Raw genomic sequence first — 24,078 nt, 5'->3', positions numbered from 1 at the left:
GTTCGGGAGGATATTCTCCATCACATCCGTAATGGAATGCGCCCGGCAGAAGTTTCCAACAATGCCAGATTTGGTAAGCGGGTCTTCCTGCTTTTTCTGCTGTCTTGCCAGTTCCTTCTTTTCATCCTGAGATACCGGCAGGGTTGTGACATCCTGCCAGTCTGGGCGTGCGGCAAGGAACGTGTCCGGATCAAGAAGGTCTCCGTCAAATACCTCGCAGAGATATTCACCATCAGACGGGCACGTCGGCCAGAACATGAGCTGATTGATCTCAAACGAGCAGACATCCACCTGACTCATGCCAAACTCCGCAGCCAGATACCGGGCAATCGCGTTCGTCTCATCCGGCGTCATGGGACGCGTCGTAGGAATCACAATCCGGCCTCTTGGCTTTTCCGGCGTATGGCTGTGTGTCGTATAGAACACCGACGCATACCGGTGATGTTCCCGGTACCAGTCAAGGAAGCCGAGCTCCAGCTTATCCTCGTCCAGCGTGATCGCTGTGCGATACCGGACCTCTTCCTTTTTTCTCCGCTTGCCCTTGAAGATGCCTGCGACAAAGCCGCCTTTATCCTTGGCCTCGTCACGTTCTGCCCGTGACATCTTCTTATATTCCGCGACTGTCTCCGCTGTCCGGATCGGCTCCTGCAGCTTCTCACAGAGATCTCCGAAGCTGATCTCCATCGGATTCCACGTGCCTGCCTTCCGGCTGTTTCCCACGGTAATCTTCAGCATGAGATCCTTGGGATCGGGACTGTCCCGACCGGAATCTGAATCTGTCCGCTGTTTTTCTTCCATCAATACTTCCATGCTCAATCCTCCATGAGATATTCCTTGGCCTGATAGGCTGTCGGGTTGTTACGTTCCTTTCCCTTTCGATACGGTTTGATCCATACTTCTTTGCCACTCTTGTAATGCCGCATGTGGCCGATGACACCCCAGCACGGGCATTTCATGTGCCGGAGCGGTTCTGCATACTTCCTAAGCTCCTCCGCATCGACCCGGATCATTCGGACCGACCGCTCCACGTGTTTCTTTGGAATATATTCACCGCTGTTGCCACACATCTGCTTTTTTCCGGTCGATGTGTAGAACACAGTCGGGCGATGCTTTAATGCACGCTGAATTGCAAGATATGACATCTTGATCCCCCGGAAAATCTCAAGCAGTTCCGGATTGTATCTGTCTTCCGCGATCATGCAGCCTTCTACAGTATCCGGATTGATCCAGTGAACATCCTGTCCGGTTGCAGTCATGGATTCTTTCCCGAGACGGATCCTTACCGCGTAGAGCGTCAGGACAGCATCGATGGCATCGGTCTTATCGAAAGACAGATACGCATCAATGACGGGCTTTGTAATCTGCGTGCAGTCGTCACCAACCGGAACTGTGACCGCGTCCCTCATTGCTGAGCGCTTAAAGCGCACGAGCACCGAACGCGGACTCCTAAGCGGTGCCGGCTCCCGTGCGCTTAATGTAAATTCTGGAAGTGCGGGTTTCTCCAGCAGATCAATGCCGCGATCCTCCATAGTTTCAAACATGGCCACCATGTCATTCAGGGCCTCTTCCGAGGTGTGGATCGTATCGAGCTTTTCAAATCCGCTCGGATGTGACCACGTGGCTAGTCCTCTTTTCTGATCTGCCTCTGTGTTGTCAAATCCAGGCGCCATCAGGGTCCGTTCCATGTTGATCATCCGACTACCTCCCGTCTCTGTTCATCGAGCACCTTTACCACAAACTTCAGAGCATTGATGATCGTAGTAAGCTCCGAGTCTCCTGCCATCTCCAGTACAAATCCATCCACGTTGCCATCGCTGTCATGGGTCTCCTTCACTCTCATGTCGGTATCCATGATGTCCTGCAGGCGAATGTAGGTCCGGGAAGCGTGTCCAAAGTCATCTCCCTTATAGCCATTCGTGCCTGCCTCGACCTCGAGGATGTTTTCGCCAGAGGCGACCTGTCTCTTGAATGTGTCAACCGCCACACGATTGACGTCTCTTTCTCCGCTGATTACTTCGTACATATCCATTCCTCCTGCCCTGTGGGCGTTATTCTGCGGACCGGTATTCCGAGATTTTCTGCTTCCTTCATCTCCCGCTTCATTCCTGAGGAGATCGCGTCTCCGAAAGCCCAGAGCTCGTCGCACCTCTTTAAGAGGGCGAGATCCATTTCGATTGCGGCATCTCTTTCCGTCTCTTCATCGAGAAAAAGCGGCAGGTAGAGATGCGGTGTTACTGGAATTGCTCCCCTGTCCACAACCATACGGCTGTAGATCTTTGCCCGTTCCGTATTCAGGGAGATGTTTCCTGAATATGGCGAGCAGACGTAGACAATCTTTTTCTCACGCACATGAGTGCCTCCTTTCCGGAGCAACAAAAAGGCTCTTATCTGTCCCTCCAATACCCACAGGACAGAAAGAGCCTATTTGAACAAAATCTGATGATATTTTTTTAGAAAAAATCGCTGTCCCGCTGGAACTTGTCCCGGGTCCCTCAGTCTTTCATGTAGAAATCGCAGGTGTAACCATCTGCCCGAAGGAGAAGTCCCGGAATCCAGTCCGGCGTTTGTCCCATGCGGTCACAGATCTCATCGAGAGACACTGACTCTTTGCACTCAATCACCAGCTCGTCATGGATGTGTGCGCAGATAAAAGTCTCCTGCAGATTCTTCATGGCATTGCAGAGAATATCCCGGCAGACCGCCTGTGTGATGTTCTCGACGAGCTTTGGGCCATAGGTCTGGACACGATTCCAGTGCCTTGTGGAATCAAGACCCATGTAGGTGATGCAATCACTGCCAAATTGATTGATCCCGATCCGGGGCTGCACGTAAGACAGCATCCGCCCAGACGGCAACGTAATGAAAAGCATCCCGGACTTGCAGATAAAGCGGAACCCCCGCACCTCTGTGGTGGTGTGCTCTCGGACAGCTTTCATAGCTGCTTTATCAACGTCCCACCAGAAACGGACAATATGTGGATTTGCCTTTCTCCATGCCGTGACAATCGGCTGCAGTTCTTCTTCCTTAAGTCCCATGTCTAAAGCGCCCATCGCCTTCAGAGCACCCACAGAGCCGCCATAGCCACAGGCCAAAGTCGCAATTTTGCCCTTTTGTCTGAGTTCGCCGTTGATGCCATGCTTCACGACCGGCTTATGGAACATTGCCGATGCGGTCGCGCAGTAAATGTCCTCGCCCCGGGCAAAGGAATCCATGGTGTGCTGCTCTCCTGCGAGATACGCAAGCGTCCTTGCTTCGACGCTGCTGTAGTCCGCCACGTAGAATTTGTACCCGGGCTTCGGAACAAGTGCAGTTCGGATGAGCTCTGAAAGAACTTCCGGAACAGAGTCATAGAGAATCTCCAGAGCATCATAGTTTCCCGTCCGGACGATCTCTCTCGCTTCTGCCAGATCCGGCATGCTGTTCCTTTTGAGGTTTTGGAGCTGGACAAGTCTCCCGGCAAACCGCCCGGTCCTCGGCGCACCCATGAACTGGAACATGCCACGAATTCTTCCGTCCGGGCAGACAGCTCTCTCCATCGTCTGATATTTCTTGGTGGATGACTTGGCTGTCTGCTGGCGGAGTTCCAGAACCTGCTTTACATGGTCTGGAGCTTCATTGATCAGGGCTGCCACCTGCTTCTTCCCAAGTGTATCCGTCTCAACACCCTGCTCCGCCAGGTATCCTTTCAGCTGCTGCACGGAACCAGGATTCTCAAGACCAGTGAGCTCTGTCATCTCCTCCATGTAGGCATCGTGCGTTTTTGCATCGATGGCAATCGCATTCTTCACAAGCTGCATGTCAATTCTGGTGCCCCGGTCGTTAATCATCTGGTCGATCCGGTATTCATCCCAGACGGAATCCGGCACCGGGTATTTCTTCAGCCGTTCCTGAATGGCGACTTCCACCTCCACATCGCGGATGTTGTAGGACTTGAATACAGCCCACTTATCCGCAGCATCGGATGGCATGTTTCTTGTTCTGCCGCCATTCGATGCGGATGGCTTGCAGGGTGTGCAAAAGTACCGGATGAGATCCTTGCCCTCAGACATCTTCTGATCCTCGAGCTTTAACACTGCGCCGACCTGCGCCAAGGACATCGGAAGCCCCAGATAGGCGGACCATACCATGGAGCAATGCCACGAGGTCGGATCAAGGTAGTCTCCAACGGTATCCTCTGGGGAGCTGTAGCTCTTAAAGTACTGAGGGTATTTTCGACGCAGGTAGGTGGAAAGACACACGCGCTCGAAATTGCAGTTAAACGCCCACTTGATAACGGAAGGATCCGTGAGCACCTGCAGGATCTCCTCCGGGATTGCCTCCCCGAAGGCAAGGTCAATGGTCTTCACGGGTCCGTGGTCGATGGAATAGCCGAACAGCAGAATCTCAAAATCCGGAGATGAGCAGTATCGATATACACCGCATTTATTCAGGTCGACACTGGAAAACGTCTCCACGTCGATAGATAAGTTTTTCATAGAAACCTCCATAGAAAAAAGCCGGGCAGGATCTCTCCCGCCCAGCCCCGTCGTCATTATTCTCTGACCATCTTTGCCTTGATCCAGTGTCCCATCTTTATGAACAGCCTGATCAGGTTCTTGATGATGTACACCCAGCCGACAATACAGCCGCCCATGCAGACACCAAACACGCATGCAATGATCATATGAATCATGAATTCGTACATTGAAATTTCCTCCTTGGATTGTCAGGATCCTCGGACAGCAGGAGCACACCTGCTGCCCCGGATCGGTTTATTTACTCAGTCGAGAAAGCCCTCATCGTCGTCATCGTCCACATCAGCGAAGTCATCCTGTGCGCTGCTGCGGCTGCCAAGCGGCTCACCATCGCGGATCTTCTGGAGGTTGTTGAGACCACAGGCGATGCCACGATTACCGGAGCTGTTGAAGGCATAGAACGAAATGCTCGCCCTGCCGTACACACCGCTGTAGACCTCGGAATGGTCAAGGATCTCCTGACGGTCCGCATCAACGATACCCGGAGCGGTTGTAGAGTTTGCATTGACGAAGTAGCATCCCTTGTATGCTTCATCGTCCGGACGCTCCGTATCGCCGTCCCTCAGCGGAGTCTTAATTGCAGAAAGCGGCGGTACCGAACGGCCATTGCCCTTGAGCTTACCTTCGCCCTCCTCATAAGCGGCCTGAATGGCAGCCTTGATCTTCTTCACGGTCACCGTGTCGCTCTTCGGAATGATCAGGCTCACGCTGTATTTCGGCGTGCCGCCATTGATACTCTTTGCCTGCCACACATTTGCATAGCTCCAGCGGGTATCCTTACCAGTTACAACCTTTGTCGGATTTACGAATTTTGTAGACATAATTTTTTCTCCTTCTGCCCTGTCCGGGCTCTTGTCCTTGTTACTCATCTTTGAAATCATCTGCAGCCGAATTCATCTCCGGTCGCTTGTCACTTTGTGGAACTAGGGTCGGTTTTCCGGAAGGCCGCTCCACAAGACCTCCCAGCAATTCATCGAACTTCTTTCTGCCGAGCAAGGACGTCATTGCCGTGATCCCTTTGAGCTTCTTCTCATAAGGATCAAAGCCTGCTGCCGTAACAGCCTCTGCGACAGCAGCATCATTGATGTATCTACGGTTGGCTCTGCCCTCAACAAGCTTGAAGCCCTGCCACTTTTTCCCAGACAAAGCTTTCTGAAGGGCATAGTCCTTGATGTCATTGCCCCACGCGGTCAACTGATCGACCATTGGCAGAATTGCCTCGATCTCGGCATCTTCCAGCGTCACCGGCATGGCAAAGTCGTACTTTGCAAGTTCCAGATTCATTTCGGCCCGCTTCCGGCAATTTGCCTTCACCGCACAGAACTGGCAGTGGTCGCCAGCGCGGAATTGGCCCTCGCCCACAAAAGCGAGCTTTGCTGCCGGTACCAAAATCTCATCTGCCCACTTCAGGAGATCTTCTTTACTCATCACGGTCTCGCTGATATGGGAGAGACGCGGCTGGAAGATCACCATCCGGACGTTCTTGATGTCGTAGATGCCATCGAACATATCCACGCAGCCAAGGGCATAGCACTTAAGCTGGGAAGAAGTGCTCGATATCTTGATTCCGGTTCCGTACTTCAGATCGATGATCGTTAAGGTTTCATCGCCGGCAATCAGGCAGTCAGCGGTTCCGAAGGATTCCGGAATCCAGCGGGAAAGGTCCAGCCTCTGCTCTACCAATACGGTAGGATCCCGGCAGGTTTCCTTTTCTTTCTGAATCTGCTCCATCACATAGGTGGCATAGTCATCCGTTGCGGAATCCATCTCCTGATCGAAGCAATCCAGATCCTCAGTAGGATCCCTGGCCTTCATGCCGAGCGCCTTCTTCAGCTTGTACTCGGCAAGGCTGTGTGCGCAGGTGCCCTGAACGGCATACTCGGAAGTTCTCCCTCCGGTACCTGTGTTGAGCTTTGCGGAAGGCGGACAGGCGATCCAGCGGTTACTGGACGATGCCGACAGGAATGCGTGCTGATCAGGCATCGGGGATCACCTCCGCATCTTTCAGAAATCCTGCGTACTGCTCCGGCTTCAGCTCTGAGAGCTTATGCACACCGTACTTGGTGAGAAGCTCCCGGATCGCATCCGTATTGGCCTTGGAGACTCTTGTCTTCTTTGCCATGATGCCCCGTAGCTCCTCGAACGATATCTGCTTTGGCGGATCCGCCTTAGGCTCCAGCTTCTCCGGTTCCGGTTTCTGCTCCGGCTCTGAAAAGAGCTGTCGCAGGGAATCGGAAACAGCAATCAGCTTCTCCCCGCATTCCTTCAGTTCATTCAGCGTCAGATTCAGCTCGCTCATCTTTGACATGGCTTGTACCTCCCTTCTCGATCCAGCAAGCGATCCGATCGGTAAGGATCGAGACCACCCGCAGGAACGCGACTACATCGTCGTGATCAAATGATTTGTTTGTCATATTGCTTGTCTGTCCTTTCTAGAGGGTGATTGGTTTTTGTTCTTAACCCCTCCGTAACTCACAGGACAGTTCCGGACATTTTGAACAAACTCAGCTGAGAAGTTTTTTCAGGTTCTTGAGGGCTGCTCTCCGGCGATAAGAAACGGTGGTCTGTGCCATGCCAAGCATGGCAGCAATCGCATGATCGGATTTTCCATCTGTGGACATCCAGAGAATCTTCTGGTCCTGATCGGAGAGAGTATTCATTGCCGAATACAGCTGCTCATATTCCTCTTTCCGGATCATTGCGTCCTCCGGTGTTTCATAAGAAGCCGGAACCTCAATGCCGTCCTCTGTCAGCTGCTCAAGGGAAAGCGGTGCGCCGTCGCGGAGCCGGTCACACTGGCTGCAGTCTCCCATGCAGCGATGACCATCAATCTTGCAGCGGGATGCTCTTCTTTCCTGCTGCTTTGCTTTCCAGTACGGCTGCTTGTACGCGCGGTATACTTCTTCCGATACATAAACGGTCTTGGTTTCTTTTTTTCCTTCCTCGTTCTGGGTTGTGATATTGAGATAGAACTTTTTTTCTTCCATGATTGCCTCCTGAGCCGGAGGCACAGAAGGCAGGAAGAAAGGTCTGATCAGAACGATCGGAGGACCCTCGGAGCCAGTACGCATGGGCACAAAAAGGCGCACAAAAGTAAGGCTCCCGGCATTCCAGATTCACCTATCCCGTAAGAGATAAGGATCTGTATGTCGACATCCTGCCTTTGTGCGCACGCTGGCTCGATATTCGAATTTGTAATGTGAATGAATTGCTGACTACAGAACTGCAGTCAGGGACGACGGGTTACATCTGGTACTTCTGGTTGTCATGGTGGGTCTCTCATAGTTGCCTCCTTTTTTCTTTCATGTATATGCGGACCATTCGGGGCCGATTTGGAAACGGCCTCCGAAATTTCCTCTCACTTTCTTCTGGAGAAGCGGTGCCGTTTTGAGCGGTAGGTTTCCTGCATATGTATACGGAACTTTCCGAGCAGAATCGGAAATCCTCTCCTACTAAAAACCATAAAAATCAACCGGCCTTTCTACCTATCTACGGACACAAGCGACCCGTTTTTGTGTTGATCGGATAAATATTTCTCCCTCAAATATCAGTTCAGAAATTAACCGCCTGCTTCTTCTCTCTCACAGTACGGACATTTGCAACACGGATTGATTGGGTGGTCCTGTAGAAATCTTTTTTGTTTTCCTTACGATCACAAGCTATCACAAGGGCCAGTTTTGCCCGTTGGACTAACTCCAACACCGAAAAGGCGCATAAATACTGAATTTTCCGACTTGAAGTAATATTGCAGGCCTGATAAACCGCTAAATTTCGCGGATGAGTGTTGGAGAAAGTTCAACACCTGAATCTCATAATTTTGAGCAAAAAAAAAAGACCGGATTTCTCCGATCTATTTCATAGTAATATTGATGTTCCGAGGTCAGATGGGCGGTTGGTGAATCAGGTATTCATAGTGCTCTTCTTTAAGTTCATCATATGTATCTGAATAATCATTCGCCCAGTACAGACACAAGATAGTTTTGTAAGTATCGTTTTCCGCACCAGTCTTCCCCGGCAGGTCGCTATCCATTGGCAGCTCGGAAAGTTTAAGCATTCTGGCGCTTACCCGAGAAGGAATGTGAATCCCCAAGCAGGCAGATACGACATTTAATTTATTTAGATTCTTGCCCTGCTTCAGGTTGCTGATCGTGGTATTATCCAATCCGGTCTGCGATTTTAAGTTTCTAGTGCTTACATGACAAATCTGATTGCTCATTAGCTTTGCAAAGGCTTCTCCGAATTCCAATCCGCCTATTGCCTTGAGCATTTCAGTAGAGATTTCACTAACCAGATGTAGTTTCAACATATCTTCATCAGACAGCCGAGATAATTCGTCGTAGTAGTTGAATGACTTACTGGCCAGCGATTCAGGCAATGTAATATAGTGGAGGTTTCCTTCATCGTCTACCACAAATTGAAGGAAGCATTCTTCTTTATGCTCTTTAGCGTAGGCGGTCAGTGCATAAACGCCTTTCTCATCCCTCTCCAGATATTTCTTGTCTAATACACACAGCTTATTTTCAACATAGGCAAAACAGTCTGTATCAACAAGACAGGCCAGTGCTTTGCTTTCAGAATACCATTTCTTCAGTTTGCCTTTCTTCACTGATGTTGTGACATGCTTCCCGGCCATATTCTGTTCGGTAAGAACCACGCCCACAGGTTTTCCCTGCTGATTATCATCGTTCGCGGTATGCTTCTGCTGGTCTCGTCGATCAGGGTTCTCATCATTTGAATATTGATCCGGATATGGATCCTGGCCTCCAGTGAGAAGAAACTGGCGCAGATAGAAGTCGACATACATAGCAAGCCGTGAAGTTCTATAATCATCGTGATAGACGCTGATAAAAAATTCCGTAGCTTTCTTATTATCGACACTTTCCTTCAGCTCATCAAATTTGCCATGCGCCTCTATCGTTTCAGCTGTTGGATTCTGTTCCAGAAGCTCTCTCAGAAGCCGTTCATAACAGCCGAGGCGTTTAACTACCCTTTTAATTCTGGCATTCTCCTCCCACTTCATCATTTCAGAAATATATTCTCTGAAAGGCTTTCCCGGAACAATCTTGGCCTCCCCGGCCTGAACATCGTGGATGAAGATCTTTGCGTACTTCTGCTCCTCCGGCGAAAGCATGGAAAAAGACTTATGTAAATCCGAAAGTGTTCTGTCCAATGTCTCCTGATCATATTCACCTTGGATGACCTTAAGAAACTTTTCAAAACGGGAGTCCATATAATCAGCATCGATCTTTGCTGTATCATACTCCGTGATATGAATCGCAACGTCGTAAGGAACGTCTCCTTCGCGCCCGCCTCCACCGCCGTGAGCCAGTTCCTTATATCTTGCCAGCATCGCCAGATAGGTCATTTCATCAAATTCCATGACTATCTGCGTTCCGTCATCAAACTGATAGATGTCCTTATCCCAGCGGAATCCTTGGATTCTCGCCGCCTGAAGAAAGACATCAAACTGATTGAACAGTTTGGCAAACTTACGCTTAGCTGATGAATCATCCGGCAGACTTTCAAAGTCCTTGATATCAGCCGCGTCAAATATCTCCTTGATCTCTTCAAATGTTTTATTCAGATTCCGGAGATTCTTGGGAAGCTTGTCTACAAATAAACCCGTAGGAACGTTCCCGGAATATGCTTCTACCGCTGCCTCGATGTTTTTCTCCATCGTATTCGGTCGACGATAGTATTTGATAATACCGAACGGTTTCTCCGATTCATTGAACAGCCGGTTTGTCCGTGAAAAGGCCTGAATAAGATTTTCATATTCCATGACCTTATCCAGATAAAGCGTGTTTACCCACTTCGAATCGAATCCAGTCAGCATCTGATTGACGACAATCAGTAAGTCGATCTGCTGATCCTTCTGCAATCTTTCATAAGGTTTCTTATGAGCAAGTCGAAGACTGACATCCTTCCGGAACCTGTCATAGGTCGGAATCGTAAATCTCTGGCCGAACTTATTATTATAATCATCAAGCATCTCAACGATGCCATCTTCTTTTTCAAGAGACCCGCCACCACCTTCGTTGTCGATCGTCGGGTCAAACATGGCTGTGATCGCGAGTTCCGGAAGTTCAACCTTCATCATCCGATAATATGCTACGGCTTCAGGAATACTGGATGTAGCAAAGATGGCGTGGAATTTTCCACCACGGCTATAAATAAGCCATTTGCTCTTGATATCGGAAATGACGCCTTCCTTATATTTCTGTGTTTGATACTGTTCGTTCGGGATAAAATCCTCAATACCGCTTATCCATTTGCCATCAACCTTCTCACCGTACATTTTTATCTGAGAAGAATCCATGTATTTATAAAAGATCTTCTGCTTCTTCTTATCCTTCATCACTTCTTCAACAGTTGCTGCCTTTGCCTTAGCGAGTGCAACTTGCTGACGAAGTTCGAAGTCATCATAGATCTTGACCATGTAGGGATCAAAGCCGAGAACATTCTTGTCTCGAATGCCGTCCGCCAAAGTATATCTGTGAATTTCACTTCCGAATAACGTGGATGTCGTGCTGTCCTTCTTAATATTTACATCCTGTATCGGTGTTCCGGTGAAGCCAAAAATAATAGAATGCTTGAATGTATCCTTGATGTCAGTGAGCATTTCACCAAATGTTGAGCGGTGACATTCATCAATAATGATGACAATTCTTTGAGCCTGAATCTTTCTAAAGTCTGCATCCTTTAATCCCTTCATATCAGCAGAGATATTGCTCAACTTCTGGATAGATGTCACGATCAGGGTGTCATCAGAATCATCACTCTTTAATTTTCCAATTAGTACATTTGTATTCTCCGTTGCCTGAACAGACTCCGTTTCGCTGGCGAATGCCCTGTATTCTTTAAGAGACTGTATTCCCAGTTCTTTTCGATCAACTAAGAAAATAACCTTATCGGCATCATGCGAACTAGCAATCAACTGTGCTGATTTGAAGCTCGTCATCGTCTTCCCTGATCCGGTTGTATGCCATACATACCCGCCGAGCTGTGCCTCCTTGGTATCGTCATCCCAGTTTCTCTTGGTAACACGATCAGCAATTCCAATAGCTGCGTAGTACTGATAGCTCCGCATGACTTTTAAGACACCATCGTCAGTGTCTGCAACGGTATAAAAACCGATTAACGTGTGTGCCATCGGAATATTCAGCAGATTCGCTGTCACCCTGTCCCATCTGTTGATAGGTACATTATCGAAATCTGCCCAGTGAAAGAAGAAAGCAGGATTGAAAACACCGTCTTCACCGGGATTTGCGAAATAGACCGTCTCCTCTGGTTCCATGGCGACAAACACCTGAACAAGCGAAAAGATCCCCCGGAAAACGCCTTCATGGGAGTACTTGATGATCTGATTATATGCGTCACTAACCGGGACATTGCTGCGCTTCAGCTCAATGTGGATAACCGGCATGCCATTTATGAGTAGCATCAAATCACCCCTGCGATCATTCAAGATCGGGGATTTGGTTTTGAAATGCGGTTGCTCGGCAATTTGGTATCTACTTTCGCCGTAGGCTATCTCCTGACGGTCATATATCTTCAGGCTGACTTCCTTCCCGAAATGTAATGTGTCATCCGGGTTATCTCTGGTTATAGATACACTTCTACCATTAATGAAGCCATTCAAATTCAGTGGAGTACGAAGGTTGATGACCTGCTCCATGATCTGCTGCATCTCGCTATCTGTCAGCGGACAATCATTCAGACGATTCTGCTGTCTGTTATTATTAAAAAGAATCACTGCCCAGTTTCTGAGCAGATCTTCCTCCGAAGGATGATAAATAACCTCCGATTCCCATCCATTTCGTACCAGCACGTCTATGACGGCTTTTTCAAAGTCGGATTCTTTTTCAAATGTCATTCACCGTCACACTCCTCCTCAAACAAACATTTTCTCCAGGCATGCTGCCTTTAAATTTTTCAGTCTTTCGACTTTTGCCGACTGAAGTTCGATCAGCTCATCAAGCTGAACCAGTATCGCAGTTATCTTTTTCTGTTCTTCAACAGATGGAAGCATAATCTGCACTCTTACAAATGAGTCCCAATAAAGACGCTTTCGGAAATCCGTAACGCCATAAGAGAGATTATTTATCTGGTTTATTACTTCTTCTCGGCGCAGACAATAATCCATAAATTCCGGGAAGACCTCATCATTTGGAATCGCTGTAATATATGCAGGACTTACCATTCCTTCTTTTGGCACAACACCGATCGCGCCCTGCCATGCACGCATCATATTGAAAACAAGGTCTCCCTTGTATGTGTGCTTATATAATGACTTATCTTCGCTCCTCCTTACGGCTTTACCTAGCTCTGCAGAAGCCAGTTCATCAGCAGATACGCCTGAATGTATTGAAACAGATAAAATTGGGAGGCCTTCGCTTCCTGCCTCTTTGCGCTCTGTATATAATTCACCAAGAGTCCATGACTTCCATGATTTTGTGTAACCCTTGAATCGAATCTTTGGGATGCTCATTCCCACCTCGGGGAACAATTTCAAAAGCATCGCTTTTTTCAAATCACAAAGCTTCTCAAATTTATACTGATGAAGAGCAATAAGTTGATCAAATAGAGAAAAATATTCGCTAATTTTTTTCTGCTCTTTTAAATCAGGTGAAATGACAACGCTCCCAGAAAGCCATTCATCATCTGAAATATTCATCGTGTTCTTGGCTCCCTTTCGAACCAATGGAGTAAGATATCCATTAGTTTTTTCAGGTAAGTCAAAAAGATAATACATATATAGTGCGCAATAGTTGTCAGCCGTTTTATTTACAACGTAAAGAGGCGAAACGATACCTTCTTCTTTTCCTACAATTTTTATTATTCCATAAGGTTTAGCTTGTAATGGTGACTTTGTATAAACAATATCTCCTGTATGAACTACTTTGTAATTGGAAATATCATCACCAGCAAAACTACGCCCATGAAATTCAATCTGATTTACGCATCCAAACTTATCAGATACAGCTAATACATCTTCGCGCGTATACCTATTCTCGTTCTTCTCGGTACGGATTGTAAATATCTCTTCAAGATTACGTCTCACCCACGGACTCGTAAAATCTTTAAACCTTATTTGTGGTTTCATTTTTTGATGCTTCATTTCACCGTACCACCTACTAATTTAATAAATTCATCGAGCCCATTCATATCTTGTTCACCAGCCTCAAGTTCTCCAATCATCGCGGATAATCGAGTTTCAGCATTTTGGGTCTGACGTTCAATGTCTGTTAGAGGTTTAGCATATTTTTTCTGAAGTGAATTAACCTTTGTAATTAAAGTATTTATCACGTTGTCCGGCAATTTAAGCAAATCGTCATAGAGTGGCTTAAGCCATTTAATCTCAACGATCTTTAGTGCGTCTCCTTCAGAAAGACCTTCAATAATTTCCTTTGTCTTGATCTGAAGTTCTTCTTTCTTCTGCTTAAGTTCTCGCTTTTTACTTGTTTCTTCCTCTGTAAGTTGCAGTGCTGCAATAATCTTGGATTCAAACGAATCAACAGGAAAGTTATGTTGTCGCCTTAATTCCTGAATTCTATTATTTACAACAGTCTTCTTAAAAGTGCCATCAGCATTTGCCATCATATCCGCCCAATCGGCATCCTGATGTGTCTTAATATATGCAAGTTTGTCCTTCTTAGAAGTAATATCCAGATATCCAGATAGAGTCTGGATCTCTTTGCTCGTGACTTCCTTAAGTGTATCATCAACTGCGGCTTTTAATTCCTTCGTAACAAAAGCATCATTATTATCGTTAAGATAGCTTCCCTGTTTCTCGTCCTCATCAAATGAATCAATAATCTCTGTATATTCTTCACCTATCTCAGCAAGCCTTTTCTCTAAGGAATTGATCTCCCGCACTGCACCCGGCAGCAATTCTGTCTGAACAAGTTCAAATGGAAGAATATGCCCTTTCCATCCGTCTTGTACCTCAGTAATCTCATCATCTTCCTTGTTATTTTTCTTAATTACCATATTCGGATCGACTTGAGTTATCACTTCAAATCCTTCAGTCTGAAGCATTTCAATATCACTGGAGATGACATTCCAATGCCCAGCAAATGACTGATATGCTGCGTACCTATCAATCAGAGGAATAGGGTCAACTCGATTGAAAATGTCCGAAGCAAGCTTTTCTTTTTCTTGCTCAATCTGAACATCCAAAACACTGTCAATCAATTCGTCATATAAGGTTTGATAAAATCCATTGAACGCGCTTGAAAACGCATCTTTATATGAAACAACGCTTCCAAATTTCTGAACGTATTTTCCAATCTGCTCGACCGCTGGCGTTGAATACCCTTCCGACATTGGCTTGAAGATAGATTCCCTCAAACCCGGAAATGTATCCCAATACTCCTGCAGTTCGTCTATTTCTGCGTTGGGAATGCCTCCCAGCATAGTCGCTCCAATATCCCATTTCTCCGGTTCGTCTGATGAATCGACATATCGAGGAATATTCAAATTGTATCCGTTCTCACGGATGGTTTCCTTTGAGACTACCGCCGAATACTTGTCAACAGACACTCTATTCTTAACTGTATCGACAATTCTTTTAATGTCGCAGTCCCTAAGCCGGTTATTCTTTCCAGCCTTCTCAAATCCCTTTGATGCATCAATAATGAGAATATCTGTTGTCGGCCTATTCCGCTTCAGCACCATAATAATTGTAGGAATTCCCGTTCCAAAGAATATGTTTTCTGGAAGGCCAATTATGGTGTCAATATTATTCTTCTCTACCAGATTTTCCCGAATCGTTGCCTCCTCACCGCCTCTGAAAAGCACGCCATGCGGAAGTACAATTGTCAAAATGCCGTCATCGTTCAAATGGTAGAGATCATGCAGTAAAAACGCATAGTCTGCCTTGGTCTTGGGGGCAACACCATAATTCTTAAAACGTGGATCGAATTCTTTATCCTTAGGATCCCATTTCTGAGAATACGGAGGGTTACTAACGACCGCATCAACTCGGACAAGCTCATATGTTGAATCCTTTTTATTCTCCTCAAAAAACGGCCAGTCATCCTCCAAGGTATCACCATTGCGGACGTTAATGTTTGCTGGCTTTATACCACGCATCACCAGATTCATTCTGGTAAGGTTGAATGTGTTTTCCTTCAGCTCCTGCGCATAGTAATCAATTTTCCCGTCACCTGTGATGTACTTTGATGCGGCACGGCCGATATTGATTAATAGCGAGCCGGAACCAGATGTTGGATCGTATATCTTGATCTGCTTTTTGTCCTTCAGATGCTCAGCTACTATCTCGGACATCAAAACAGAAACTTCATGAGGCGTATAAAATTCTCCCGCCTTTTTTCCAGCATTTGCTGCAAAATTACTGATAAGGTACTCATATATAAAACCTAGCACGTCATAATCCTGCTTCCCATCCATGGGGATTTTCTTGATAAGACGCAGGAGCTTTTTTACAGATTTTGTCTGTGCTGCAGATGTTTCTCCGAGCTTAGACATACCTGTCTGAAGAGTATTGAAAATTTTAGCAAAAACCTTGTTATAAACTTCATCAATGTTCCGATCAAAGTCAGATAGAGCATCTCGAACATCTTTGATGTCAAAGTCGCTGCCCTTCTCGAGCCAGGTCGAGAATAAATTATTATATGAAATAAAGTATCCGAGTATCTGCCTTACATGCTTTGCATATTCAACGTCGGATTCATCAACTTTACGAATCTCCTCCTCACTTAACTTCTCTTTGCGGAAAAGTTCCAGTTCACGTTCGGACAGATATTTGTAGAAGATAAAGCCAAGAATAAAATCCTTATACTCATTTGCTTCTATCTTTGACCGCATCTGATTGGCCGATTCCCAAATCGTTGATGCAAGCTGCTGCTTATTCATTGATAAACCTCCCGATGATGTAATTGCTTTATGCTTCAGTTATCTGCCGCTTTGCCGCTGCGAGCCCATTCCTCAAGTTCGGAATATTTAAACTTCCATGCCTTCCCAATCTTCCTTCTTGGTATATCTTTACCTTTCCTGATCCAGTCGCGGATTGTAGCTGGCTTAACGTCAAGGAATTCAGCTGCTTCCTTCGTCCCTATCCAGCTCTCTTCTCTAAGATCTGATCCCATAGGTCTTCCTCCATGACATGAAAACATAGAAATCTCTACTTTGTATCATATGTATTTTTTCATCAGGTTTCAACGATTATTATCAGTTTGCGTGGTGGATTTAAAGCTTCAGTGGGGTATAATAGTCTCAGCAATCATCATCGCGATACGAATCAGAGATGGAAATCATGATATAGGCTTCCAAATAAACCTTGCATACTTTTCCGGTTTTACTGGGTTTGCCGTGGCTTGGCAAGGCGTGGAACGCTACCTCCGGAACTTGAATCATTCCATTTATCAGGAGGGAAAAATATTATGAGTGAAATCGTACTGAGAAGAAAAGCAAATAGAATTGGTTATCGCATCACAAAGGGTTTTCAGCACTGTGGTGGCGGTGTATCCCTTGATCAGAATGGCGATCGCATGCCCGGCTATATGATTCTGGATCAGTATTCCAATTTTGTAATCGCAGGCACCAACGACGCCTTTGATTACTGCTTATCATTTGATGAGGTTGAAGACATCTTGAAAAATATGTATCAGCGGCTTGGCATCAGCTGGTAATACAGCTAAATATTAACGCGATGTGATTGTCAGAATGCCTCCGGCCAACTGGAAGGTAGCACCGGAGGCATTTGCCCTATAAACAATTCGAGGGCGATACAACACCACACTGTACCGCCCTCTTTTCATGCTTTCGTGATTGTAATCTGGCCGTCCCTGCATTCGACTTCTACCTTGTCTCCAGCATGGATGCCGAGCTCACTCAGCCACTTTCCGGTCAGGCTGATCTGCGGATACTCGTGATAGCTTGTCTGCCATCCACGGTAATGAACCCTGGTGCGCGTGCCGACAGTGAGGGTGCGTTCTTCTTTCATAATGATCCTCCTTGGAATGATGGTACCGAGCGGTACAAAGATGTGAGAAATGTGTCCGGCATGGATTACCGGAAGATGTGTCTGCCGTACCAAAGGATGAGAGTGAGCGCAAGCACTATTTCTGGCCGGTACTTTTATATATGCCGGAAAGAGGTGATCTCCTCAGAAAAATAAAGAAGACAGGCGTCATACCCCGGTGGATGTTCCGAAGCGTGATGCCTGTCGTGATTATGTGTGAAAATTGATGCATAAGCACCGATATTGGGATAACGCATTCATCATGTGTAAATGGTAGATCCCCGGTGCTGAGTAAAAAGAGTGAGCGGATTTTCCTCCGCTCATTTTTCTTTTGACCTGCATACTTCCGGGAGGCTTTCTGACCACGGCATCAGCTCTTCCAGAAAATCTGTGGTTTTATCATCCATGTGCGGAATCATTGTTTCCAGCACATGTTTGAAATAGTAGTAGGGACGCAGTCCGTTCGCGCGGGCTGTTTCCGCGATGCTGTACAGAATCCCACTGGCTTCCGCTCCATTCTTTGTAGCCGAGATCTGCCAGTTCTTTTTCCCGACACAGAATTTTTTGATACTCCGTTCCGCATCGTTGTTGTCCAGCGGGACTTCTCCGTTCTCCAGGAAGGTCCGAAGATACGGCTCCTGATTCAGACTGTAGTTCAGCGCCCTTCCGGTATCCGAGGAGGGATCCGTTTTCGGCATCTGTTCCTTTACCCATGCGAAATAAGCCTCCACCAGAGGCTTTACGTGATCCTGACGGTTCTTTTTCCGTTCTTCCGGATCCATGTCTTTATACAGGTTGTCTACATGATATATGGCAGAAATGTACTTCTCACCTTTTACGCAGAGAACCCTGTGTGGATTGTCCGGCTTCAGAGATTTCCTCAGCTCCGCGTATTTCCGCTTCGCGTGAGCCCAGCACCCCGCCACCTTCAGATCCCCTCCGCACTCTTTTTCCAGTGCGTGGTATACCTGATATCCGTCGGTTACCAGTATCCCACAGTAGCCTTTCAGGAAGTTCCGGGGATTCTCCGTTTTCCTTGTGGGACTGTACTGGTAAAGATAAACCGGAGGGCTTCCATGCTCCGGGCTAGTGTGATACACCCACATGTAATCCTTGGTTCCGGAGGACTTTCCGTTCTGAACCACGACAAAAGGAGTTTCATCGCAGTGTACCAGTCTGCTTTCCAGAAGCTTCTGATGCATCCGGTCATACAGAAGGGAAAAATACCGTTCGCTCACACGGATCATCCACGTCGCCAGGACCTCACGGGAAAGCACTGCTCCGTTTCCTGCGAATTCCTGTGCGCAGCGGTTTAACGGAACCGCGTTGATATATTTGCTGTTCATGACAGCGGAAATCAGGGACGGAGTCGCAATGCTGCCTTTGAAAAGTCTCTGTGGCCGTTCTGCTTTTACAATCGTTCCGTCTTTCCCCTTATAGACATGGACATGGTTGATCACCTGCTGCATATGTGCAGGGGTGTATTCCAGAAGCGGACGCATCTTTTCCGCGGGAAGTTCGGTATAACCGTCCGGGAACAGCGCGGTCAGAACCTCCTCGGAAAGCGTGCAGTCCTGATCCATCGTCGGAACAGACTGCAGGTCACGTTCCATTTTCCCCTTACTGCGGTGGGGCGAATGGCGTACGATTACTGTCTCCGCCTCCGGTTCAGCAGCGGGCCCGTTCTCTGTCAGCTGTTCCGCTTCGTTCAGAACCAGTGTCATGGTATCAAAGTCCAGACTGTACTGGCCGTCCGTCTGTTTTACTTTCTCTGTCTTCCGGCCAAACCGGTTCTGGACCAGAACCGCAAGGTTCTCCTGCAGGGCTTCAATCTGGTGGGCCTGACGTTCATTCTGCTCCGTGATCTTCCGGTTCTGCTCCATAATCGTATCCAGCGCAGAGTCCATCTGCAGATACAGCTGTACGAGCATCTCCTTCGGAAGCTGATTCAGTTGTTCCTGATTCCATGTGTTCATGCCTCCACCTTATATGGCAGAAGCACTGATTTCAAGCGGTTTTTCGGGATTTCGGAAACTTGTGGACAGACCGCTTTCCGGATGTGGACAGCTTCTCTTCAGAGCCGGTCCGGTGTGAATTTCCGGATCGTTTTTTCGACGGAAAAGCCCTCCAGAAGAAGGGAAAGTGTCTCCTTCGAGAGCTCTCTGGCTTCCTCCTCATGGCGCGGCCACTGGAAATGTCCGATCGCGATCCTCTTGTAGAGAAGAAGAAACCCGTCGCCCTCATAGACAAGGCCTTTGATCCGGTCGGTCCGTCTCCCGCAGAACAGGTACAGTGTGTTTTCCTCGAACGGATTCCGTCCCAGATCTTCCCGGATGACAGCGGCCAGTCCGTCGATTCCAAGCCGGAGATCGGTGTAACCAGTCCGGATATAGATGTGTTGGAAGCAGTCGGTTTCCTTAAGCATGACGCACCGCCTCCAGAACAGAAGAAATCAGTTCCGGGGGAGCAGTCTCACCGATGCTGATCACGCAGTCCCGCAGGGTAATGGTAATCTGTGGGAGGAAGCTATTCTGTGCGGCAGGCTTCCCGGCAGGAAGATCAGCCGCAGGGAATTCCATTTCCACCAGTCTGGGACCGGAAGATTCCAGCATGGCATCGCGGATTCTCCGGAGATAATAATAGTAGGTGTTCGAATTGATCCCGTTCTGTTCACACCATTCTTTTATGGTAAGTCCGCTGGCTTTCTGCGCACAGATGGCCGCATTCCATTTTTCCAGACGCTCCTGTGGTGTTATCCCCTTCATGCCATTCCTCCGTGACAGTCTGCTGTAAACTCGAATACAGCGGACTAAAGTTTACAGTATTGTCTCAGAATTCTGTTACAGCGGAAAGGCACCGGGGATCTACCATTTACCATCATGTTTCTATTCAACCGCAATAAAAATAGGCTATAACCGAATTGCTACTTGGATAGATGAATACAGCAATTGCCTTCCCCTTTACATCTTCTTTCGGGTCGTAAAGCATTCCTTTGCTTCCGGCTGAATAAAAATTATCTTTCTGGCCGGGATCCGGCTTTGGAATTTTATTATAATCCGTGTATTCCGTCCCACTCCATGTTATTGATTGGGTATTATCTTCACTCCCATCTATTGAAGTCCCTTTACCACATAAGAGCGCATTGCTGTTCGTTACCTTGTTTGCCTCCGCAAAAGTCAACAGTTTCCCATCAGTCGGATCATAGATATAAGTCTGATCCTTAGATTTTGAATCAAAGTCAGTATCCATCAGCTTATAACATCCCGCTGCATAAGCGGGCCTGAGGTTTGCAAGATCGACTGCTTCCCTGCTCTTTTCCATCTGAGAGGTGAAGATCGGAATGCTGATGGCTACGAGTACAGCAATAATGGCGACCACGATAAGGAGTTCTGCAAGGGTGAAGCCTTTTCTATTCTTGTTTATCAGTGTTCGTCTCCTTCCTTATGTTTCACGGAGTAATCGTACTCAACGGCATATTTATATCATCCCAGCTGTAAAATGTAGGATTTTTTATATCTGTACCCTCAATGTAATAACTTGCTCCACTGCTGAAGATAATGACGCCGCAGAATGAATTATTAACTTTCTTCTGCATCTCCTTAAGTGCGCTCATGTCAAACCCTGCCTGTTTTGCAACCGCTTTCCACATCGTGCCAATATCCATCTTATTTGTTGAACCATTGATGCTGACTTTTGTTCGATCAGCAGCTTGTAAGCCGTTGTTACTGGCGCTTAGCTGGTAAACGCCACCATCGAGATAAGGAGACAAGCCCACTCTGTTACCACTTGTTGACTTCTGGTAGTTATAGAGCATCAAGACAATCGCTGTTCTTGGATCCATTATTTGAATGGTACCGTCAATCATCGATGTCGCCAATGCAGAACGAAGCGTACGGCAATTATCAACATCTACTGCTCGTCTGCTCTTCTCCAGCTGCTTGCTGAAGATCGGAATACTGATGGCCACGAGCACAGTAATAATGGCGACCACGATGAGGAGTTCCGCGAGGGTGAAGCCTTTTCTATTCTGTTTATTCTGTTCGCCCTTCACTTGAAACATCCCCCTCTTGCTCAATCAATTCCAACACACAAAGATTGCGGAACAACTGCCATCTGCCTCGATGTAGCAGACCCAGAACGGATAGACACGATCTGAGAGGAAGGTCGATCCATATTCGAGATCATCATCCACAGTCCACTCAGATATCTGTTTAAATCTAGGTTTACGCTTTCCACCATCACTATGATACTTATATAGCTCTTCCGAAAGGATCCCACCGGCACTATGTCTGTATGTAACACCCTTTATTGCAGTTGGGTCACTCTTTGAATAGCCGAGGTCTTCGATCTTCCCTGTTTTACAGTCATACAACAGGTAGATGCGGCCATCCATAATTTTCTCATTTCTTACCTTCTCTAGTTCACTATCGTCTGCTTCATAGTAATACTGTACTGAAGCGGAAACAGCTGCTCTTGCATTTGCCTGATTAGTTGCAAATCTCGCCTTCTTTAGCTGCTTGCTGAAGATCGGAATGCTGATGGCAACAAGCACAGCTATGATGGCAACCACGATAAGGAGCTCCGCCAGTGTGAAGCCTTTATTCTGTTTTCTCTTCACCTGCGATCACCTCCTCCATTTTGGTTGACAAGAAAATCAAATCATCTCAGATATGAGCACTCCAAGATATGCTCCATATATAACCAGTACAACTGCAGCAATCAACGCTCCCGCTGTGAAGGATCTTTTCTTTCTCCATTGCGCCTTGATAATTGTCGTCATTAACAGGCTGAGCACAATGCCAAAAATAATGCCGCCGACATCATAATGCACCTTCACTCCGACAATGAGCGATACGATCGCAAGAACACAGCCAAAGACACTAAGTGGGAATTTCTTACCGGACGAATTCTTTCCAGCCTTATTCGACGAGTAAATATACCCGCCTTCCGGAAACTCCTTTCGAAGCTTGGAGATCGGCGTCCAAGACCCCGATCCCTGTTTCACCAAGGTGCTGTCATTAAGCGTATGCTCCCGCATCAACCGGCAGATGTTGTCCTTGTCACATGGGCCGAAGTCATGTCCGTTCAGCATGTAATGCCAGCCGAGGGAGTTCCGGTACTTCAGCCCAGCTGTCCTATATTCTTTTTGCCTCTGGTCTCGCTGGTACCAGTCTCGTTCTTGCATCCCCATAGTACTACCTTAATCCCAGTCAAACAGACCGGTCAATAAAATCAGTTCAGAAAAATGACTTATTGTGCAATCAATTCGCGCACAGGTTCATAAATCCGTGGAAAATAGGCTATTTACGCGCAAATGTGTAGGCTCTCGCGGAAGATCTGACCAGAGATAGATGAACGTCAAGAAGTTGACCTTCAACCATTGCGCGGAATAATTTGAATTATGCGCGTAGGTTCATAAATCTGTGGAAAACAGGCTATTTACGCGCAAATGTGTAGGTAGGCACAGAGGGCATGGACAGGCGCGCGTAATAGCTTATGATATGAAGAAACCCTCCAGATCACTCCGAAGGGCTAAATTTAACATCGATTTGCGATTGTTACTTTGCGTTTCCGTTTCCTACAAGTCCCACCATAGAACCTGAAGAATTCAATGTGACTTCCCACTCATCTGCAACTGTAGTACCTAATACTACTCCGCCAGTACCAGCAGTATCATCAACACCCCAGCTGGAGATATCAATATTTGCAGTTCCTGTACCAGCGGTTGTCTTATCTGCGTTAAAGGTACCAGAAGCTACAGTGTATGTGCCACCAAATTTTGTATCGTCTTCCAGATAGGCCGCTGTTGCTGCAGCATAAGCAGCACGAGCATTAGCCTGGTTTGTAGCCAGTCTTGCCTTCTTCAGCTGCGATGTGAAGATCGGAATCGAGATTGCCACCAGCACGCCCGGCACCCTCTTGTGAGTGCCAAAGCTGTTATATTATATATATGAAGAAATTCAAATTTATCATTTGATTGTATAGCAAAACGTTTGTTCACCGCTACGTGGTTTGACAATCATACAATGGGTATTTTTTGATTCAATGTAGTCCGCACCTGAATTCAATCCGAATATCTGCAAGTTACCCGTCCACATACGGTCGCTGTATTGGAAAATCGTTTACCTGGGCTTTTTTTGCTTTATTGCTGTTCACTCATGGCTCGGCGGACGAGCCACGTTTTAACTCAACTACGTTTGAACAGTAACCCCGAGAAATACACAGTCGAAGAAACCTTCGCATTTAACTGTTCAGACTTTTCACTCTATGTTATACTATCTATAGAACCTGATGGGGTAGGGGCCTCCGGTGCTGGACCGGAGTGACCGCTCTCTGTCTGGTTCTCAGCAGGCCTGATTGGTGTAGCCTCGGTGACTTTGTGCACCGCCTCGCCGTTTTCAGCATCCTGCTTTTTTTGTTTCATAAGTTTCTCCATCAAGTCCAAACACTCTGTGAACTTTATAAAAATTATCAGAAAACAGTTGGTGGGTAGACCTCATAAACTGGTAAACCAGTGCCCGGCGATACCGCCGGGCTCCAATGCATCATGACATATAGAAAGTTTTATACCATTGG

General features: G+C 47.0%; 23 protein-coding genes and 1 pseudogene. 1 reads left to right on the top strand and 23 read right to left on the bottom strand.

The features are described 5' to 3' along the window. The 14 genes and pseudogenes from ACTQ52_RS02710 to ACTQ52_RS02645 form a co-directional block, all read right to left on the bottom strand. A pseudogene (locus ACTQ52_RS02710) lies at positions 1-810 on the bottom strand (hypothetical protein); the annotation flags it as partial. Between the two features lie 2 nt (positions 811-812). Further along, entirely contained in the window at positions 813-1,694 is an 882-nt protein-coding gene (locus ACTQ52_RS02705) for a hypothetical protein (protein WP_441981728.1), read from the bottom strand. Beyond that, positions 1,691-2,023: a hypothetical protein gene (locus ACTQ52_RS02700; protein ID WP_441981727.1), complete on the bottom strand. Its 333-nt coding sequence runs from the start codon at positions 2,021-2,023 to the stop codon at positions 1,691-1,693. Before ACTQ52_RS02700 ends, ACTQ52_RS02705 begins: the two co-directional genes overlap by 4 nt. After that, the gene (locus ACTQ52_RS02695; RefSeq protein WP_441981726.1) at positions 2,011-2,349 is read right to left on the bottom strand and encodes a DUF7768 domain-containing protein; all 339 of its coding nucleotides are present in this window, start codon (positions 2,347-2,349) and stop codon (positions 2,011-2,013) included. The genes ACTQ52_RS02700 and ACTQ52_RS02695 overlap by 13 nt, the downstream gene beginning before the upstream one ends. Before the next feature lie 143 nt (positions 2,350-2,492). Continuing rightward, positions 2,493-4,475, bottom strand: coding sequence for a DNA polymerase (locus tag ACTQ52_RS02690; protein WP_441981725.1), 1,983 nt, complete (start codon positions 4,473-4,475; stop codon positions 2,493-2,495). 56 nt (positions 4,476-4,531) lie between these two features. Then, the gene (locus ACTQ52_RS02685; protein ID WP_441981724.1) at positions 4,532-4,684 is read right to left on the bottom strand and encodes a hypothetical protein; all 153 of its coding nucleotides are present in this window, start codon (positions 4,682-4,684) and stop codon (positions 4,532-4,534) included. A 75-nt stretch (positions 4,685-4,759) separates the two neighbouring features. Beyond that, complete coding sequence (locus tag ACTQ52_RS02680) at positions 4,760-5,335, bottom strand: DUF2815 family protein (protein ID WP_441981723.1); 576 nt, start codon at positions 5,333-5,335, stop codon at positions 4,760-4,762. A 40-nt stretch (positions 5,336-5,375) separates the two neighbouring features. After that, positions 5,376-6,497: a DUF2800 domain-containing protein gene (locus ACTQ52_RS02675; protein WP_441981722.1), complete on the bottom strand. Its 1,122-nt coding sequence runs from the start codon at positions 6,495-6,497 to the stop codon at positions 5,376-5,378. Beyond that, entirely contained in the window at positions 6,490-6,822 is a 333-nt protein-coding gene (locus ACTQ52_RS02670; RefSeq protein WP_441981721.1) for a hypothetical protein, read from the bottom strand. The genes ACTQ52_RS02675 and ACTQ52_RS02670 overlap by 8 nt, the downstream gene beginning before the upstream one ends. 196 nt (positions 6,823-7,018) lie before the next feature. Beyond that, entirely contained in the window at positions 7,019-7,501 is a 483-nt protein-coding gene (locus ACTQ52_RS02665) for an RNA polymerase sigma factor (RefSeq protein WP_441981720.1), read from the bottom strand. Between the two features lie 893 nt (positions 7,502-8,394). After that, positions 8,395-12,390 (bottom strand): type I restriction endonuclease subunit R, EcoR124 family, encoded by a 3,996-nt coding sequence (locus ACTQ52_RS02660; RefSeq protein ID WP_441981719.1) that lies wholly within the window; start codon positions 12,388-12,390, stop codon positions 8,395-8,397. Positions 12,391-12,408: 18 nt separating this feature from the next. Then, positions 12,409-13,635: a restriction endonuclease subunit S gene (locus tag ACTQ52_RS02655; protein WP_441981718.1), complete on the bottom strand. Its 1,227-nt coding sequence runs from the start codon at positions 13,633-13,635 to the stop codon at positions 12,409-12,411. Then, on the bottom strand, positions 13,632-16,394 hold the full coding sequence (locus ACTQ52_RS02650; RefSeq protein WP_441981717.1) for a type I restriction-modification system subunit M: 2,763 nt from the start codon (positions 16,392-16,394) through the stop codon (positions 13,632-13,634). The genes ACTQ52_RS02655 and ACTQ52_RS02650 overlap by 4 nt, the downstream gene beginning before the upstream one ends. Positions 16,395-16,429: 35 nt before the next feature. Then, the gene (locus ACTQ52_RS02645) at positions 16,430-16,627 is read right to left on the bottom strand and encodes a helix-turn-helix domain-containing protein (RefSeq protein ID WP_178321055.1); all 198 of its coding nucleotides are present in this window, start codon (positions 16,625-16,627) and stop codon (positions 16,430-16,432) included. Positions 16,628-16,921: 294 nt separating this feature from the next. Between ACTQ52_RS02645 and ACTQ52_RS02640 the strand changes: the two genes are divergently transcribed. Continuing rightward, on the top strand, positions 16,922-17,170 hold the full coding sequence (locus ACTQ52_RS02640) for a hypothetical protein (protein WP_441981716.1): 249 nt from the start codon (positions 16,922-16,924) through the stop codon (positions 17,168-17,170). Between the two features lie 125 nt (positions 17,171-17,295). Here the strand turns inward: ACTQ52_RS02640 and ACTQ52_RS02635 are convergent, their stop codons facing one another. From ACTQ52_RS02635 to ACTQ52_RS02595, 9 genes are all read right to left on the bottom strand, one after another. Further along, on the bottom strand, positions 17,296-17,484 hold the full coding sequence (locus ACTQ52_RS02635) for a SymE family type I addiction module toxin (RefSeq protein WP_441981715.1): 189 nt from the start codon (positions 17,482-17,484) through the stop codon (positions 17,296-17,298). Positions 17,485-17,822: 338 nt separating this feature from the next. After that, positions 17,823-19,478 (bottom strand): IS66 family transposase, encoded by a 1,656-nt coding sequence (gene tnpC, locus ACTQ52_RS02630; RefSeq protein WP_441981714.1) that lies wholly within the window; start codon positions 19,476-19,478, stop codon positions 17,823-17,825. A 98-nt stretch (positions 19,479-19,576) separates the two neighbouring features. After that, positions 19,577-19,927: an IS66 family insertion sequence element accessory protein TnpB gene (gene tnpB, locus ACTQ52_RS02625; protein WP_441981713.1), complete on the bottom strand. Its 351-nt coding sequence runs from the start codon at positions 19,925-19,927 to the stop codon at positions 19,577-19,579. Then, positions 19,920-20,267 carry an IS66 family insertion sequence element accessory protein TnpA gene (gene tnpA, locus ACTQ52_RS02620; protein ID WP_441981712.1) on the bottom strand — a complete coding sequence of 116 codons (348 nt, stop codon included), beginning with the start codon at positions 20,265-20,267 and terminating at the stop codon, positions 19,920-19,922. The genes tnpB and tnpA overlap by 8 nt, the downstream gene beginning before the upstream one ends. Positions 20,268-20,391: 124 nt before the next feature. Further along, the gene (locus tag ACTQ52_RS02615) at positions 20,392-20,925 is read right to left on the bottom strand and encodes a type IV pilin protein (RefSeq protein ID WP_441981737.1); all 534 of its coding nucleotides are present in this window, start codon (positions 20,923-20,925) and stop codon (positions 20,392-20,394) included. A 25-nt stretch (positions 20,926-20,950) separates the two neighbouring features. Further along, positions 20,951-21,553, bottom strand: coding sequence for a type II secretion system protein (locus ACTQ52_RS02610; RefSeq protein WP_441981711.1), 603 nt, complete (start codon positions 21,551-21,553; stop codon positions 20,951-20,953). A gap of 24 nt (positions 21,554-21,577) precedes the next feature. Further along, positions 21,578-22,120, bottom strand: a complete 543-nt coding sequence (locus ACTQ52_RS02605) for a pilin (protein ID WP_441954866.1) — start codon at positions 22,118-22,120, stop codon at positions 21,578-21,580. A 36-nt stretch (positions 22,121-22,156) separates the two neighbouring features. Further along, complete coding sequence (locus tag ACTQ52_RS02600) at positions 22,157-22,594, bottom strand: hypothetical protein (RefSeq protein WP_441981710.1); 438 nt, start codon at positions 22,592-22,594, stop codon at positions 22,157-22,159. A 466-nt stretch (positions 22,595-23,060) separates the two neighbouring features. Beyond that, positions 23,061-23,408, bottom strand: a complete 348-nt coding sequence (locus ACTQ52_RS02595) for a hypothetical protein (RefSeq protein WP_441981709.1) — start codon at positions 23,406-23,408, stop codon at positions 23,061-23,063. Positions 23,409-24,078 lie beyond the last annotated feature (670 nt).

This window comes from Oribacterium sp. Sow4_G1_1, from assembly GCF_052116105.1.
In the GTDB taxonomy this organism is placed as follows: Bacteria; Bacillota; Clostridia; order Lachnospirales; family Lachnospiraceae; genus Oribacterium.
This window is presented reverse-complemented; position numbering and strand designations above follow the sequence as displayed.